The sequence below is a fragment of the Burkholderia sp. MBR-1 genome, from assembly GCF_013822785.1.
GTDB classification, from domain to species: Bacteria; Pseudomonadota; Gammaproteobacteria; order Burkholderiales; family Burkholderiaceae; genus Burkholderia; species Burkholderia vietnamiensis.
Genome location: NZ_CP053611.1, coordinates 1129329 through 1143439 on the forward strand (window position 1 = coordinate 1129329; position 14111 = coordinate 1143439).

The following is a 14111-nucleotide window of genomic DNA, read 5'->3' on the forward strand; positions in this document are numbered from 1 at the left end:
CCGCCGTAACCCGATAGATACTGGATTCGCCATGAACGACCTCTCCGAAACACGGCTCTACGACGCGGCGTTGTACGACGATGCGCCGCTCTCGTCCTACGTCGACATCGTGCTGGCGCGCTGGCGCCTCGTGCTCGGCATCGCGGCCGGCGTGTTCCTGCTGGGCCTGCTGTACGCGGTGTTCGCGACGCCGGTGTATCGGGTCGACGCGACGATCCAGGTCAACGAATCGACCGCCGCCGGCAACTCGCCGCTGCGCGACATCGCGGCGCTGCTCGACAACGGCAGCACCACCGCAGCCGAACTCGAGCTCGTGCGCGCGCGCATGGTGATCGACGCGGTCGTCACCAAGCAGCATCTGAACCTCGTCGCCGAGCCGCGCTATGTGCCGCTGATCGGCCGCTGGGTCGCGCGCCGCTATCGCGGCGAAGGCATCGCGCCGCCGCTGTGGGGCCTGTCGCGCTTCGCGTGGGGCGGCGAGCGGTTCGACGTCGCGACGTTCGAGACGGCCGGCGCGACGAGCCACGACGGCGTCGATGCGCTGGACGGGCTGTGGTTCACCGTGACCGCGCTGGACGGCGGCCGCTACATGCTGCGGGACGACGACGACGCCATCGTGCTGAGCGGCGCCGTCGGCGCACCGGCGCATGGCGAGTACCAGGGCAAGCCGCTGACGCTGCTGGTCGCGGCGCTCGACGCGCGCCCCGGCACGACGTTCCGGCTCAAGCGCATCCCGCAGATCGAGGCCGTCGCGCAACTGCAGGACGATCTGAGCGTCGAGGAAAAGGCGAAGCAGTCGGGGATCCTGTCGGTCACGCTCGAGGGCGACGACAAGGTGCGCATCAGGGAGATCCTGAAGGCGGTGGTGGACGGCTACGTCGCGCAGAACCGCGACTACCGGAGCAAGGAGGCGGCCGCCACGCTCGAGTCGCTGAAGATCAGCATGCCGGCGGTCGAGCAGACGCTGAAGGACGCCGAGGAGCGCTACGCGAAGTTCCGCGCGCGCACGCGCACGGTCGATCTCGACGAGCAGGGCAAGCTGCTGCTCGGCCAGGAAGTCGACATCGACACGCGCATGCTCGAACTCAAGCAAAAGCGCGTCGACCTGATCGCGCGCTTCGCCGACGGGCATCCGGCCGTGCAGGCGCTCGATGCGAACCTCGCCGAACTCGCGGGCAAGGCGGCGGAACTGCGCGCGCGCGAAGCGCGGCTGCCCGATACGGAGCGCGAGGGCCTCGCGGTGTTGCGCGACGTGCGCGTGAACACCGAGCTGTACACCAACCTGCTCAACACCGCGCAGCAGCTGAACATCGCGAAGCAGAGCGAGATCGGCAACGTCCGCGCGGTCGACCAGCCGGTGCTGCCGGTGAAGCCGGTCAAGCCGAAGCGCCTGCTCGTGATCGCGCTGTCGCTGTGCGTCGGCATCGCGCTCGGCGTGGCCGCGCCGTTCGCGCAGCGCGCCGTGTGGGGCCGCGTCGAACACTCGGAGCATCTGGAGCAGGCGCTCGGCGTGCCGGTCTATGCGGTGGTGCCGCACAGCCGCGAGCAGCGGCGCCTCGTGCGCAGCCAGCAGCGCGCGGCGCAGGGCCCGCACGTGCTCGCCTCCGAGATCCCGGAGGACGTCACCGTCGACGCGATCCGCAGCCTGCGCACGACGCTGCAGTTCACGATGTCCGAGACGGGCCACCACGTGATCATGGTCACGAGCCCGCAGCCGAACGCCGGCAAGTCGTTCCTGTGCGCGAACCTCGCGTCGCTGTTCGCGTCGGGCGGCAAGCGCGTGCTGCTGATCGACGCGGACATCCGTCGCGGCCAGGCGCATCGGCACTTCGGCCTGCCGGCCGCGCCGGGGCTGCCCGACGTGATCGCGAGCGGCGCGCTCGAGCGCGGCGTGCAGCGCACGTCGATCGCCGGCGTCGACGTGCTGCCGCGCGGCGCGGTCGCGCGCACGTCCGAGCTGTTCAACGACGGCCGCTTCAAGACCGTGCTCGACGCCGCGTCGCGGCGCTACGACATCGTCATCGTCGACACCGCGCCGATCCTCGCGCTGCACGACGCGGCGACCATCGGCCGCCACGGCGCGACGACGCTGCTGTGCGTGCGGCATGGCCGCAGTTCGATGCCGGAGATCCGCGAGGCGGAGCGACGCCTGCGCAACGCGGGCATCGCGATCAGCGGCGTAGTGCTGAACGACGTGCCGCGCCGGCAGGCCGTCTACGGCACGTACGGCGAACGGAATTACGCATATGAAACCGAGCACTGAGCCGGCGCTGCGCGAGTTCGCGCCGCACGCCGCGCCCGCGCACGCTCATGCGCAGGCGCACGCGTCGCCCGGCGGCGAGCGGCTCGGCGCGCGCACCGTGCGCGGCCTCGCGTGGGCGCTGGTGCAGGCCTGGGGCGGCAAGCTCGTCACGCTCGTCACGTATCTGCTGGTCGCGCGCTGGCTCGGTCCGGCCGACGTCGGCCTTGCCGCGGCGGTCACGTTGTCGCTGTCGCTGGTGCTGATGATCGCCGAAGGCGGCCTCGGCGATGCGGTGGTCCAGCGCGCCGCGCTCGCCGACGACGATCTCGAATGGCCGTTCGCGTTCTCGATCGGCATGGCCGTCGTGCTCGCGGCCGTGCTGTTCGCGTTCGCCGCGCGCGTCGAAGCATGGCTCGGCGTGCCGGGGCTCGCGCCGTATCTGCGGGTGGCCGCCGCGTTCGTGCCGATCGGCTCGGCCGGCTCGTTTCAGGAGGCGCTGTACAAGCGGCGGCTCGATTTCCGGACGCTCGCGATGCGCCAGCTCGTGTCGGTGAGCGTCGCGGGCGCGGTGGCCGTTGCGCTCGCGGTGGCCGGCGCCGGCGCGTGGAGCCTGATCGCGCAGGCGGCGACCTTCATGACGGTGTCCGCGGCGTGGCTGTGGCGCCGGCCGGTGTGGCGTCCGCGCGGCCGCCGCAACGTGGCGACGTTCGCGCCGCTCGCGCGCTTCGGCGCGCATGTCGTCGCCGCGCGGCTGATCGACTGGTGGGCGACGCGCACCGTCGACCTGATCGTCGTCGCGCTGTACGGCGCGGCCGGCCTCGGCATCTATGCGATCGGCGCGCGGCTCTATCAGACGGCGCTCGAGCTGCTGTGCCGCGCGGCGACCGACGTCGCGCTCGCCGTGCTGTCGCGCGTCGCGCACGACGCCGAGCGGATGGCGGCCACCTACGTCGACGTCACCGGCCTCGCGGCGATGACGGCGGCGCCGCTGTTCGTGCTGATGGCCGTGTTGAGCCACGACATCACGATCGTGCTGTTCGGTGCGCGCTGGGCCGCCAGCGCCGCGGTCATGACGCCGCTGATGGCGCTCGGGGCCGTGCAGACGGTTCAGTTCGTCAACGGCGCGTTCCTCGCGGCGCGCGGCCGCCCGCACGTGACGATGTGGCTGACGCTCGTCAAGCTCGCGCTGGTGCTGGCGACGATGGTGGCCGTGCCGTCGCATCGCGTCGCGCAGCTCGCATGGCTGTACGTCGGCGCGGTGCTGTGCATCACGCCGCTCAGTTTCGGGGCGGTCGTCGTCGAGCTGGCCGTGGACCGCACGCGGCTGCTGGGCCGGCTCGTGCCGCCGTATCTGATCGCCCTCGGCTGCGCGGCGATCGTGCGACAGGCGGGCGCGCATCTCGGCGGCGTGCCGGTCCTGGTCCGGTTGCCGCTGCTGATCGTCTGCTTCGCGAGCGCGTACGTCGGCGCGACGTGGATGCTGCGCCGCGACGCCGCGCGCCGCACCGTGTCGATGCTGATCGCGCTGCGCGCGGCGAGGAGCGCGACATGAGCGCCGCCGTTCGTCCGTTGTCGCATTCCGCCGCGCCGACGCCCGCGCGGCGCGCGCGCCTCGACGTCGCCGACGCCGTCCTGCTGGCGCTGCTGCTGCTGAATTCGATCCAGTTCCTGAAGATCGGCGGCGCGCAGCTCGGACAGCTGTTCGCGGTGCTGGTGCTGCCGGTGCTGCTGGTGCGTCGGCGCATCCACGTCGGCGCATGGGAAGTGTGGGCGTTCGCGCTGTTCGCGGGCGCCGCGCTGTCGACCACCTTCCTGTCCGGCTACCCGCGCTTCAAGGCCGCCGAGCAGATCGTGAAATTCATCTTCGTGATGCCGGCGTTCTATCTGATCGGCCGCTACTACGGCGCGCGCGCGTGCCGGCGGCCGCTGCCGTTCGGCTATGTCGCGATCGCGGCATTCGTCGCGATCCAGTACGCGCTGCAGTACTTCGACGTGCCCGTGCTGTACGAGAAGGTCGATTTCATGCAGAACGCCGTTCACGGGTCGTTCAAGGAGCGCAACTGGTTCGCGGCGTTCTTCTTCCTGAGCGCGTATGCGTGCTTCCTGCAGGCGCCGCGCCGCGTGTCCGACGTCGCGAAGTTCGTCGCGCTCGCGCTGGTCGTGACGCTGCTGAGCGAATCGAAGACGGTGCTGATCGCGTGCGCGCTCGTGATCCTGCTGCAGGTGCGCGGCCATCTGTTCGCGAAGGTGCTGACGATGGCCGCCGGCGCGGCGTTCTATCTATACATGTTCACGCGCGAGCTGACCGGCGACCAGCTGCAGGTGCGGCTGCAGCAGGAGCGCGGCCTTGCGTTCGTCGAGTCGGTCAAGCTCGTCGGCCGCGACTGGATCGGCCACGGCTTCGGCTTCGTCGAGCATTACTTCTCGCATTCGGCGGTCGCCGTGCGCGGGCTCGGCGAGGGCACGAGCGCGGTGTTTTGCGCGCCGCTGGACCTGCTGCTGGTCGCCGGTCCGATCGGGCTGCTCGCGTGGGCCGTGTTCTTCGGCGGCCTCGGCCAGGGGCGGCGCGCGATGCTGCTGCTCGCGCCGATCGCCGCCTGGTCGCTGATCAATCCGATGCACCAGAGCGAAACGTCGTACCTGTTCCTCGGCTATCTCGCGTCGTTCGCCCGCGCGCCGCGCGCGGTCCGCCGGACGGTGCGCGCCGCACCGCGCGTCGCGCGGCTCCGATCCCTGTTCCATTCCGTGCCCATCCGATGAAATTCTCCCTGATCATGGCGACGCTCGGCCGCAGCGACGAGATCGAACGCATGCTCGATTCGCTGCTGCAGCAGGCCTACACCGACCTCGAAGTCATCATCGTCGACCAGAACCCGGACGCGCGCGTCGCACGCATCGTCGAGCGGTATCGCGAGCGGCTGTGCATCGTCCATCTGCGTTCGGAGAAGGGCAAGTCGCGGGCGACCAACGTCGGGCTGCAGGCGGTGACGGGCGACGTGGTCGCGTTCCCCGACGACGACTGCTGGTATCGGCCCGGCACGCTCCACGCGGTCGCCGCGCTGCTGTCCGCCGACCGCATGCTCGACGGCGTGACCGGCATGAGCATCGATGCCGCGGGGCGGCCGTCGCAGGGACGGTGGGCCACCGCGGCGCAGCCCGTGAACCGCTTCAACGTGTGGGTCTGCGCGACGTCGTACACGATCTTCCTGCGCCGCTCGGCGGTGAGCGCGGCAGGGCAGTTCGACGTCGAGCTGGGCGTCGGTGCGACGAGCCGCTGGGGCGCGGGCGAGGAAGTGGATTTTCTCGTCCGTGCGTTGCGCGCCGGGTGCCGGATCGGCTACGACCCGCAGTTGCGCGTTCATCATCCCGAGCCGCTCGCCGTGCTCGACGAGCACGCGTATGCGCGCGGCCGGCGCTACAACCGCGGCTTCGGCCACGTGCTGCGCATCAATCGCTATCCGCTCGCTTACGTGCTGTACATGATCGCGCGGCCTGTCGCCGGTTGCGCGCTGGCGTTCGCGCGCCGCAATCCGCAGCGCGCGAAGTACTACTGGATCGCGGCGTCGCATCGGCTGCTCGGCTGGATGGATTGAGCAATGAGCACGCCCTTCTCCATTGCGACGACGACGGCGGCCGATGCGGTTGCCGCGTGCGCGGATTGCGGCGATTGCGCCGATCACGCCGATCACGCCGATCACGCCGATCACGCCGCCCGCGCACCCGTCACCGTCTATACGGATACGCGCTGGCCGGCCGCCACCGGCATCCACAACGTGATGGCCGCCTATGCGGCGCGCGTGCCGTCCAACATCCGGATCGTCCCGTTGCCGGTCGGCGGCGGCGTCGCGCATCCGCTGTCGCCGCTCGCGCTGAGCCGCGCGCTGCGCAAGCTGCCGGCGCGCAACGCGGTGTTCTGGAATCCCGGCTTCGTACCGGCCGCGTGGCCGGGCCTGCCGTCGGTCGTCGTCGTGCACGACCTCACGCATCGCCACTTCTATACGCGTGCGCATCGCCTGTACTACGACACCGTGCTGCGTCCGCTGTACCGCCGCTGCTCGGCCATCGTCTGCGTGTCGGCGTTCACGCGCGACGAATTCCTCGCGTGGTCGGGCATGCCGCCCGAGCGCGTGCACGTGATCCACAACGGGACCGACGACGCGTACACGCACAACCGCGACACGCTCGGCCATCCGTTTCCGTACGTGCTGTATCCGGGCAACCGGCGCAACTACAAGAACCTGCACCGGCTGATCGAGGCGTTCGGCGCGAGCGGGCTGGTCGCGCTCGGCGTGCGGCTGATGCTGACCGGCGCACCCGATCCGGCGCTGCTCGAGCACGCGGCGCGGCATCGCTGCGCCGACGCCGTCACGTTCGCTGGCGTCGTGCCGAACGACGCGATGCCGAAGCTGTATCGCGGCGCGTTGTTCGTCGCGTTCGTGTCGCGGTACGAGGGCTTCGGGCTGCCGATCCTCGAGGCGATGGCGTCGGACGTACCGGTGCTGACGTCGCGCGTGTCGGCGATGCCCGAGGTGGCCGGCAGCGCGGCGATGCTCGTCGATCCGGCGTCGGTCGCCGACATCGCGGCCGCGATGCGGCGGCTCGGCACCGACGCCGGCTGCCGCGAGGCGCTCGTCGCACGCGGCCGCGAGCAGCTGCGCCGCTTCAGCTGGGACGACTCGGCTTGCCGCTTCTGGAAACTCATCGAGCAGGTCGGCGCGTCGGGATGACGCGCACGGCAACGCACAGAGCCGGACCCACCGGCCAGCACATTCAACCACCGCGCGGGGTATCACGATGGAAACCGAAGGAAGAATCAGCGTCATCGTCGTCAACTACGGCACGCCCGGCCTGACGCTGCGATGCGTGGCGTCATTGATCGCGTTGCGCGTCGCGCATGCCGGCGACATCGTCGTCGTCGAGAACGCGTCGCCGGACAACTCGTACGCGCGCTTGCGCGGCGAACTGCCGGGCGGCGTCCGGCTGCTGCGCGCGGCGTGCAATCGCGGCTTCGGCTCCGGCGTGAACTTCGGGATGGCCGCGTGCCGGCGCGACTACGTGCTGGTCGTGAACCCCGACACGCGCTTCGACGAGAACGGGCTCGCGAAAGTGCTCGACCTGTTCGACGCGTGCCCGCAGGCCGGCCTCGTCGGGCTCGACCTGCAGTATCCCGACGGCCGCCGCCAGTATTCGGCGCGCCGCTTCTACAGCTGGCTCGACATCCTCGCGCGGCGCACCGCGCTGGGCCGCTCCGACCGCTTTCGCGCGCGCGTCGACCGGCATCTGATGATCGACGCGTGGGCGTGCGGCAATCCGTTCGATGCCGAGTGGGTGATGGGAACGGGCTTCGTGGTGCGCCGCGAACTGTTCGAATCGCTCGGGGGGATGGACGAAGCGTATTTCCTCTACATGGAGGACGTCGACCTCTGCGCGCGAACCTGGCTCGCCGGCTATCGCGTGCTCGGGATGCCGGGCGTCACGCTCGTGCACGAGCATCAACGGCAGTCGGCCGCGAGCCCCGTATCGCGCGCGGGACGGCATCATCTGCGCAGCCTGTGGCGGTTCTATCGCAAGTTCCACGTGCCGCTCGCGTTGCCGCCCGGCGTGTCGCGGATCGCGCGGCAATGACGCGCCTGCCATTCGCCGCGATCGCGGCGTGCATCGCGATGGCCGCGCTATGCGGCAGCGCCCGCGCGCAGCGCGCGCCCGCGTCGCACGTCCGGCTCGCGCAGCACGGCGTCGCGCGCTACGTCGTGCGCGCCGGCGCGGCGGATGCCGTCACGCGTCAGGCGGCGGACGAGATCGCCGATTACCTGTCGCGCATCAGCGGCGCGTCGTTCGCCGTGTCGGACGATGCGCCGGGCCGCACGCCGGCCATCGTCGTCGGCGGCGAGCATGCGGCGCGCCGCTGCAGCGACGCGGGCGGCGCGGCGCTCGGCAGCGACGGCTTCGTGATCTGCAGCAGCGGCAGCGATCTCGTGATCGCCGGCGACACCGTGCGCGGCACGCTGTTCGGCGCGTACTGGTGGCTCGACCGCCGGCTCGGCGTGAAATGGCTCGCGCCCGATGCGACCGAAGTGCCGCGGCAGCCCGAGCTGCAGGTCGACACGACGCCCGTGCTGCAGATCCCGCGCTTCGCGTATCGCGAGGTGCTGAGCGCCGAGGGCGAGGACAAGGCGTTCCGTGCGCACAACCTGCTGAACGGCGAATCGCACGGGCCGTCGTATCGCCCGTCGCCGCCCGGTATCGACATCTGGGATCACAGCTGGCTCGCGCGCGACGGCGACGCCGATTTCTGGACGCTGGTGCCGCGCGACCGTCATGCGTCGACGCACCCGTCGTGGTATGCCGGCGGGCAACTCGCGATGATGTCGGACGAGGTCCGCGCGACGATGGCCGCGGAGATTGTCAAGCGCCTGAAGCGTCGCGCCGACCCGACGCGCATCTGGTTCGGCATCCGCGCGATGGACTGGGGCTGGGACCCCGACGACGCGAGCCGTGCGTTTGCGCATGCGCATGGCGATGCGCCGTCGGCGGCGTTCGTCGACCTCGTGCGCGACGTGTCGGAGCGCGTGCGCGCCGAGGTGCCCGGCGCGCGCTTCGCGATGCCGGCCTATCACTGGGGCTTCGCGCCGCCCGACGGCATGCTCGTCCCGGACCACGTGCGCGTGTACCCGATGACGATCCAGGTCGACTACAGCGCCGCACTGAACGACGCGCGCAACGCACGGCTGCGCGACGGCCTCGTGCGATGGAACGAGATTGCGCAGCACGTGACCGTGTGGGACCACGTCGTGAACTTCGGCGGCTATCTGCAGCCGACGCCGAATCTCTATCCGATCGGCCGCAGCATCGCGTGGCTCGCGACGTTGCCGCACGTCGACGGCTACTTCGCGGAGGGCGACTGGCAGTCGCGTGGCGGCGAGTTCGCGAGCCTGCGCGTGTGGCTGATCGCGCGGCTGCTGTGGACGCGGACGGCCGATCCGCGCGCGCTCGTGCGCGAATACTGCGACGCGTATTACGGCGCGGCCGGCCCCGCCATCGTGCGCTACATCGACCGCATGCACGCCGCGCTGCGCGCGAGCGGCGACGTGCTCGCCGAGCAGACGCCGCTCGGCATGTCGATGTACACGTACGAGTTCGTGCGCGAGTCGGAACGGGATTTCGACGCGGCCGCCCGCGCGGTCGACGGCGATGCGCTGCACGGCGCGCGCGTGCGGGCCGCGCGCATGCCCGTCGATTTCGTGATCCTCGCGCTGCGCGATCGTTATGCGGCGCGCGCGGCGCAGGACGGCTGGGATCTCGCACTCGGCGCGCGGCGCGCGCGCCTCGACGCGGCGATTCAGGCGGTCGGCCTGCGCCAGTACCGGCAAAGCGGCGATCTCGCCGCACTCGATGCATTGCTCGACATCGACCGGCATCCGGTCGCCGCGCCGCCGATCGCGGCCGGCGTCGCCGCTGCCGACTGGCGGGCGATCGACGTGTCGCGCGTGAATCTGTACGACAGCGCGAGGATGGTCGCCGACGCCGCCGCGCCCGAAGGCGCGGCGATCGCGATTCGCGGCGATTCGGGCGTCTGGGCGATCCAGCTGAAGCTCGACAAGCTGCCGCGCGACGGGCGCTGGGATCTCTACGCGTCGGTGCGGCTGCCGGAACGCGGGGCGTCGGCGGCTGCCGTGCGCGTCGGTGCGTATCCGCCGATGACGCTGCACACCGACACGCCGGCCGGCATGCTCGACGACGCGCAGTTCCGCTGGCTGCCCGTTCCCGGCGGCCCATTCGTTCACGACGTCGATCACGAACGCGGCATCTACGTTCATGGCGTCGGCTTCGCGCACGGGCAGTCCGTGCGGGTCGGCGCGTTCGTCGCCATTCGTCATCGTGCGCCCGACGGCGCGCAGCCGCCGGCGCCACCCAAAGGAAGTGCTTCATGAAAGTCGCGATCGTTTCACCCGTTCCGCTGTTTCCGGTCAACGCCGGCAACCGCAGCCGCATCCTCAATCTGGCGCGCGCGGTGCGGTCGCTCGGCTGCGACGTGCACTTCGTCTATCTGGAGTCGAGGCAGACCGGCGGCATGGACCTCGACGCGCATCGCGACGAATTCGGCGCCGACCACGTGCAGGTACTGCATCGCACGGGCGTCGCGCTCGCGTGCTATCGGCTCAAGCGCGTCGCATGGCTCGTGCGCCGGCTGGCGGCGAAGGCGGTCGGCAGCCGTCACGCGTACTACACGGGGCTCGACGAACTGTTCAGCGACAGCTTCTCGTCGCAGCTGCGCGCGTTGCAGCGCCGTCATGCATTCGACGCCGTGTTCGTCGAATACGTGTTTTATTCGCGCGCGCTCGACGCGTTCCCCGACACGGTCGTGAAAGTCCTCGACACGCACGACATCTTCGCGGACCGGCACGTGCCGTTCATCGGTCGCGCGGGCGCGAAGCGCTACATGTTTTCGATTCCGCCGGAGCGCGAATGCGAAGGCTTGCGTCGCGCGCACGTCGCGCTGGCGATCCAGGCCGACGAAGGCGACGCGCTGGCCGCGCGCCTGGGCAGCGATGGCGCGCCGTCGGTCGCGGTACTGAGCCACTTGCTGGCGTTCCCGCCGCAGGTGGACTGCGCGCCGCATGCCGACGCGACCTTCGTCGGCAGCGACAACCAGCCGAACCGCGACGCCATGCAGTATTTCGTCGACGAGATCCTGCCGCACGTCGTCGCGCGGCTGCCGGCGTTTCGCGTGCATCTGGCCGGCACGATCGCCGCGGCCGTGCCCGACGGCGCGCACGTCGTCAAGCGCGGCCCGGTCGTCGAGCTCGGCGATGCGTTCGCGTGCGCGCCGATCTCGATCAACCCGATGCTGCTCGGCACCGGCATCAACATCAAGCTGCTCGAAAGCATGGCGCTCGGCGTGCCGACCGTCAGCACGCAAACGGGCGCGCGCGGCCTCGGCGAGCACGCGGCGGCCGGCGTCACGATCGTGCCCGACGCGGACCCGCGCGGTTTCGCCGATGCGCTCGTCCGTCTCGCGACGGATCGCGCTCATCGCGTCGCACAGGGCGCGGCGGCGCGCGATGCCGCGCGCGCATGGCACGACGCGCAGTTGCGCGTGCTGCGCGAAACGCTCGCACATCGCGCGTGCGCGCGTGCGCTGGCACCTTCCACCATCCAGAGGAAACCGGACATGTCGAAACTGGCGGATCTGAAGCAGCGGCTGCGCGTGTGGCTGTACGTGAAGCGATTGACCGCGCAATGGCGCCGCGAGGCCGCACGCTGCGTCGCGCGCAACGACGCAGCGGCCGGTGCGCATCTGCTGATATTGCCGTGCGATCCGTGGACGCTGGTCGGCTCGAAAGGCGACGAGGCGATGCTGAGCGCGGTGGTCGAACGGTTGCGGGCGGCCAACCGCGCGTTGCAGGTCTCGGTCGTCACGGCCACGCCGCAGGCCGCGCAGGCCGCGACGCGGATGGGCTTTCATGCGGTCGACGCGTGGCGCGAGCCGTGGCGGCTCACCGACACGGTCGAACGGCTCGCGGCGCTGCGCCCGAGCGCGCTGGTCGTCATCGGCGCCGACGTGATGGACGGCTACTACTCGCCGATGACGTCGCTGCGCCTGCTCGCGACGGCCGATCTGCTGGTTCGGCGCGGCGTGCGCGGCACGATTCTCGGCTTCAGCTTCAACGCCCGGCCGTACCGGCCGTTGCGGCACGCGTTCGACCGCCTCGACGCGCGGCTGCTGGTCAACGTTCGCGACGACGTGTCGCTCGACCGATTCAGGCGTTTCAGCTCGGCGCTCGCGACGCTCGTCGCGGATTCGGCGTTCATGCTGGCGCCGGATCACACTTCGGACAGCGTGCGGGACACCGCCGCATGGATCGACGCACGGCGCGCGGCCGGCGATGTCGTGATCGCGTTCAATCTGCATCCGATGCTGATTCGCGGCGCCAGCGACGCCGACATCGCCGCGCTGGTCGCGGCGGCGCAGCACGCGCTTCGCGCGATCGCGGCGCAACGTGGCCTCGGCATCGTGCTGCTGTCGCACGACTATCGCGGCCGCGACGGCGACGACACGTGCCTCGAGCCGCTGCATCGCGCGTTGGCCGCGGCGTTGGGCGAGCGGCTCTGCTATCCGCGCGCGCGCATGTCGGCGGCCGAGCTGAAGGCGATCGCGGGGCAGGTCGACGGCGTGGTGACGGGCCGCATGCATCTGGCGATCGCGAGCCTCGGGATGGGCGTGCCGGTCGCGGCGCTCACCTATCAGGACAAGTTCCAGGGGCTGTTCCGCCATTTCGGCTTGTCCGACGCCTTCCTGCTGAAGCCCGCCGATGCGATGCGCGCGACGCGTCTCGCGGCGGTGCTGGAGCGGTTCGTGTCGGCGCTGCCGCAACTGCGCGAGCAGGTGCGTGCCGCGCTGCCGCGCGTGAAGGACGCGTCGCTGCGCAATCTGCGCGGCGTGATCGACGAGATCGACGAGATCGACGAGATCGACGCGATCGAGCCGTCGTGCGCGGCGGCCTTGCCCGTTGGTCTCCATTCCAAGCCGCGCACGAGCACCGGCGCGCGCTCCCCTCAACCTGTCGAGTTTTCCCGGAACGCGTGACATGACCCATCCGACCATACGCGAGCTGCAGCGGCAGCTCGGCCGATTGAACCTGATCGTCGAAGAGGCGCGGCAGAAGGAGAAGCAGGCGCGGCTGAACGAAATTGCGGCGCACGTGCGCGAGTTCGGCATCACCGAAATCGAACTGCTGCGTGCGGCCGGTTTCGTCAAGGCGAGGAAGCAGAAGGCGCCGGCGAAATACTACGATCCCGACACCGGCCGCGCGTGGTCGGGCAAGGGCGCGCGCCCCGGCTGGCTGGCCGGCAAGAATCTCGACGACTACCTGATCAGGACGACCCCGCAGCCGTGGTGGCCGGAAACGCCTTGATCGCGTTCCCGCTGCCGATGTCCGGGTATCGCGCGGCCGAGCGCCGTGCGAATCGAACGACCACCTTGAAGGGTAATGGCTGACATGCGCAATCCAGAGATGGACCCGAACGATTCGGGCAATCCGGTGCGCCGGAAGAAAGTGAACTATCGCGCGCCGGCGCTCGAGAAGGGGCTCGATATCCTCGAATTGCTGATCGATCGGCAGTACGGCATGGCGCAGGCGGACATCTGCCGAGCGCTCAAGCGCAGCCGCAGCGAGCTGTACCGGATGATGCAGGTGCTCGAGGAGCGCGGCTACATCTACCGGATCGATCGCCACGACCGCTATGCGCTGACGATGAAACTGTATTTTCTCGGCCAGCATCACGCGCCGACGCGCTCGCTCGGCGCCCTCGTCACGCCGGCAATGCAGGAGTTCACGCTGCAGACCGTGCAGTCGTGCTACCTGACCGTGTTCGACGGCGACACGATGATCGTCATTGCCGCCGCCGACGCCGAGACGGAGTGGAACATCGCGGTTCGCGTCGGCACGCGCGTGCCGTTGCAAGGCAGCGCAGCGGGCGAGATGTACGTGGCGCTGCAGGGCGACGACGCGCGGTCCCGCTTGCTGCGCGCCGGCGCGCGGGCCGTCGGCTTGCCGGGCGCGTCGGGCCACGATGAGGCGGCGGCATCGCGTTGGGCGGACGGATGTATCCGCCGCCCGAATGCGCGCATTGCGGGCGTCACGGATATCGCGACGCCGATCGTCGACAAGACCGGTGCGGCCATCGCGATCCTCGCGTGTCCGTATCTGACGCATCCTGACGATGCCGGCGCCATGCCGGTCGAGCAGGTGGGCGCCGCACTGTACGAAACGGCGCGGCGGATTGCCGCGACGGTCGACCAGCGGTTCATGCAATCGGCGGTCGAGACGCCCGCGCGGCGCGCGACCTGCGCATGATGCCGGCGTGA

At 70.5% G+C, this 14111-nt stretch carries 10 protein-coding genes; all 10 read left to right on the forward strand.

Annotation, left to right across the window (positions count from 1 at the left end; genetic code table 11):
• Positions 1 to 31 precede the first annotated feature (31 nt).
• The 10 genes from MBR110_RS29365 to MBR110_RS29410 all read left to right on the forward strand — a co-directional run bounded on the left by MBR110_RS29365 (position 32) and on the right by MBR110_RS29410 (position 14100).
• Positions 32 to 2263 (forward strand): polysaccharide biosynthesis tyrosine autokinase, encoded by a 2232-nt coding sequence (locus MBR110_RS29365; RefSeq protein WP_176327285.1) that lies wholly within the window; start codon positions 32 to 34, stop codon positions 2261 to 2263.
• Positions 2247 to 3794: an oligosaccharide flippase family protein gene (locus MBR110_RS29370; protein WP_059740006.1), complete on the forward strand. Its 1548-nt coding sequence runs from the start codon at positions 2247 to 2249 to the stop codon at positions 3792 to 3794. Before MBR110_RS29365 ends, MBR110_RS29370 begins: the two co-directional genes overlap by 17 nt.
• The gene (locus tag MBR110_RS29375; RefSeq protein WP_181709607.1) at positions 3791 to 5002 is read left to right on the forward strand and encodes a hypothetical protein; all 1212 of its coding nucleotides are present in this window, start codon (positions 3791 to 3793) and stop codon (positions 5000 to 5002) included. The genes MBR110_RS29370 and MBR110_RS29375 overlap by 4 nt, the downstream gene beginning before the upstream one ends.
• Entirely contained in the window at positions 4999 to 5835 is an 837-nt protein-coding gene (locus tag MBR110_RS29380) for a glycosyltransferase (protein WP_060081071.1), read from the forward strand. Before MBR110_RS29375 ends, MBR110_RS29380 begins: the two co-directional genes overlap by 4 nt.
• A gap of 3 nt (positions 5836 to 5838) precedes the next feature.
• Positions 5839 to 6969 carry a glycosyltransferase family 4 protein gene (locus tag MBR110_RS29385; RefSeq protein ID WP_181709608.1) on the forward strand — a complete coding sequence of 377 codons (1131 nt, stop codon included), beginning with the start codon at positions 5839 to 5841 and terminating at the stop codon, positions 6967 to 6969.
• A gap of 67 nt (positions 6970 to 7036) precedes the next feature.
• A complete protein-coding gene (locus MBR110_RS29390; protein ID WP_059696544.1) occupies positions 7037 to 7867 on the forward strand; it encodes a glycosyltransferase family 2 protein in 831 nt (276 codons plus the stop codon).
• Positions 7864 to 10173 carry a DUF4838 domain-containing protein gene (locus tag MBR110_RS29395; RefSeq protein WP_181709609.1) on the forward strand — a complete coding sequence of 770 codons (2310 nt, stop codon included), beginning with the start codon at positions 7864 to 7866 and terminating at the stop codon, positions 10171 to 10173. Before MBR110_RS29390 ends, MBR110_RS29395 begins: the two co-directional genes overlap by 4 nt.
• Entirely contained in the window at positions 10170 to 12830 is a 2661-nt protein-coding gene (locus tag MBR110_RS29400) for a polysaccharide pyruvyl transferase family protein (RefSeq protein ID WP_181709610.1), read from the forward strand. Before MBR110_RS29395 ends, MBR110_RS29400 begins: the two co-directional genes overlap by 4 nt.
• Position 12831: 1 nt before the next feature.
• Positions 12832 to 13158: an H-NS histone family protein gene (locus tag MBR110_RS29405; protein ID WP_014725579.1), complete on the forward strand. Its 327-nt coding sequence runs from the start codon at positions 12832 to 12834 to the stop codon at positions 13156 to 13158.
• Positions 13159 to 13257: 99 nt separating this feature from the next.
• Positions 13258 to 14100 carry an IclR family transcriptional regulator gene (locus tag MBR110_RS29410; RefSeq protein WP_249191164.1) on the forward strand — a complete coding sequence of 281 codons (843 nt, stop codon included), beginning with the start codon at positions 13258 to 13260 and terminating at the stop codon, positions 14098 to 14100.
• Positions 14101 to 14111 lie beyond the last annotated feature (11 nt).

Excerpts from the sequence above, each read along its gene's own strand:
- MBR110_RS29380 (WP_060081071.1), top strand. The coding sequence starts at position 4,999 with ATGAAATTCTCCCTGATCATGGCGACGCTCGGCCGCAGCGACGAGATC.
- MBR110_RS29400 (WP_181709610.1), top strand. The coding sequence starts at position 10,170 with ATGAAAGTCGCGATCGTTTCACCCGTTCCGCTGTTTCCGGTCAACGCC.
- MBR110_RS29365 (WP_176327285.1), top strand. The coding sequence starts at position 32 with ATGAACGACCTCTCCGAAACACGGCTCTACGACGCGGCGTTGTACGAC.
- MBR110_RS29375 (WP_181709607.1), top strand. The coding sequence starts at position 3,791 with ATGAGCGCCGCCGTTCGTCCGTTGTCGCATTCCGCCGCGCCGACGCCC.
- MBR110_RS29395 (WP_181709609.1), top strand. The coding sequence starts at position 7,864 with ATGACGCGCCTGCCATTCGCCGCGATCGCGGCGTGCATCGCGATGGCC.
- MBR110_RS29370 (WP_059740006.1), top strand. The coding sequence starts at position 2,247 with ATGAAACCGAGCACTGAGCCGGCGCTGCGCGAGTTCGCGCCGCACGCC.
- MBR110_RS29385 (WP_181709608.1), top strand. The coding sequence starts at position 5,839 with ATGAGCACGCCCTTCTCCATTGCGACGACGACGGCGGCCGATGCGGTT.
- MBR110_RS29410 (WP_249191164.1), top strand. The coding sequence starts at position 13,258 with ATGGACCCGAACGATTCGGGCAATCCGGTGCGCCGGAAGAAAGTGAAC.
- MBR110_RS29405 (WP_014725579.1), top strand. The coding sequence starts at position 12,832 with ATGACCCATCCGACCATACGCGAGCTGCAGCGGCAGCTCGGCCGATTG.
- MBR110_RS29390 (WP_059696544.1), top strand. The coding sequence starts at position 7,037 with ATGGAAACCGAAGGAAGAATCAGCGTCATCGTCGTCAACTACGGCACG.